Here is a 1,852-nt window from a genome sequence, read left to right as displayed (position 1 = left end):
ATTGCATATTGATGGGTGGGGTGGTGATTATTTTTTGTATAACTTACTGCTGAGAGAGCCGAAGGCATGGACTTTCCGGACACCCTCTTAAATAGAATTATTTTAGGAGAAGAGCCTGTAATTTATTACGATTTTCATTGAAAATAGCTAAAGAGATAATGGTGGTTATGGTTGCATTTTCATGAGTGAAGAACCGTTTCAACAATTAATTTTAATTATGATGCTTATGCTGATTTATTATAGATGTTTAATGAGGATCGTTTAGACTCGGTATTACAACTTAGTCTAATACAGGCTACGCTTGCTAAATCGATTTCATAAACGTGAATTGGAGAAGTATTTTCGTCTGAAGAGGACGTTACCTAATAATTCTTTATAATAATGAACCCTAACTTGGGGTTCATTTATTAACTGGCGAATAGTATAAGCCTTGATAACGACCTGAAAATTATAATCATCCTATACTTGTGGTCGAAATAAACGGGATTGGCAAGAGGGCGTTAACTCGTCAGCAGCATTTTTTTCACTAGCCGGCGTCTTCATAAAAAACGCTGAAGAATTTTGAGAGGTCGGTGTTTTGGTTTTCAGCACTTCTAAAAGTGGATCAAGGTTTGTTTTATCTTTTAAAAAAATAAGCACATCAAGATCCATTTCAACCAGCCTTGCAAGAGGATAAGCCTTAAAAACAATAGGCTGAACTTCAGAGATGGCCGCCGCAATAGGCTTTGGGATCTTTTGCAAATATTGTAAGTCTTCAAGTGATTGAATACTAACAGAAACATTACTCAACAAGTTAGTATTGGTGGGAGAGTTGAAATCTAATTCCGTAGAAAAGTACACATTAGATGGATTATACGTGTAAACTTTTACCTGTGATATATCCGTGACTCGCTTATCCGTATATTTATAAATAATATCTTGTATGGCAATTGCCATCGGAGTCCTAGCATACGCGGGATCTATCCAATAAAGCCCTTCTTCATAATAAAAGGCTACATCTCTCTTATTGTTCGAAGTATTTTTTTGCTGAGTATACACCTGACCAACCGTATCGTGAGCATAATCCCCTGCTAGTTTATACGGTAAATCATCAAACATTTTAGGCATACAATGTTCCTTAATAAAAAGAAAGGAATACTAACAAGATGCTTGAAAATAAACAATAATTTTTTAAAAATGGGCAGAATAATTTTTTTTCGCTCCTTAGAGGGTGTCCGGAAAGTCCATGCCTTCGGCTCTCTCAGCAGTAAGTTATACAAAAAATAATCACCACCCCACCCATCAATATGCAATATTTTGCTTTTTGATCAGGCTCAACAAGTTTAAAATGCAAAAAATCCCGTAATTTTAGTATGATGGTGCGTGGATATCGGCAATTACCCATCAAGCCCTATTCTTTTAACCATCGTGCACGATCATCCCTGGCTAGGGTATGACCTCGAATTAATGTACTGTTTTGTTTCTTATACATAACTAGCAAATTTCTGCCAGACCGATTAAAACTGCTTGATGAATACGCTCCCAAAATTGTTCCCAACGACCTTTGGTTGATATCAACGCTCTTAAATGCAGAACCATTGAAATACCCTGATTTTTCCACTTCATTCCTGATTGGCAGAGGCGTTGTTTAATAAGAGTCTTGCAAGCCGCTTCGGTAACCCCCGAGCCAATGGGCAAATTGTTCATTTGATAAAAGTTATAATCCATGCGTTGCCTTTGATTTTTAAAATAGGTAATCGCACTTTTTAGTTTGTCAACAAGCCCCTGTTTTTTTCTATTGGGTAGCATATTGCTCATTTCACTGAGTAATTGTGATGCTGCATTAAACTCATGTTTTAATCGGTGACAGGAT

At 36.7% G+C, this 1,852-nt stretch carries 1 protein-coding gene and 1 pseudogene; both read right to left on the bottom strand.

Annotated features, from left to right (window positions below; all coding sequences use genetic code 11):
• Positions 1 to 459: 459 nt before the first annotated feature.
• Complete coding sequence (locus Lsan_RS12485) at positions 460 to 1,107, bottom strand: hypothetical protein (protein ID WP_058514566.1); 648 nt, start codon at positions 1,105 to 1,107, stop codon at positions 460 to 462.
• Between the two features lie 366 nt (positions 1,108 to 1,473).
• Positions 1,474 to 1,852: pseudogene (locus Lsan_RS23030) on the bottom strand (ISKra4 family transposase); the annotation flags it as partial.

Source organism: Legionella santicrucis (genome assembly GCF_001468135.1).
GTDB lineage: Bacteria > Pseudomonadota > Gammaproteobacteria > Legionellales > Legionellaceae > Legionella > Legionella santicrucis.
Note: the sequence above shows the minus strand (reverse complement) of the source record. Positions and strands in the feature narration are given on the sequence as shown.

Coding starts and splice junctions, on each gene's coding strand:
- Lsan_RS12485 (WP_058514566.1), bottom strand. CDS start 1,107: ATGCCTAAAATGTTTGATGATTTACCGTATAAACTAGCAGGGGATTAT.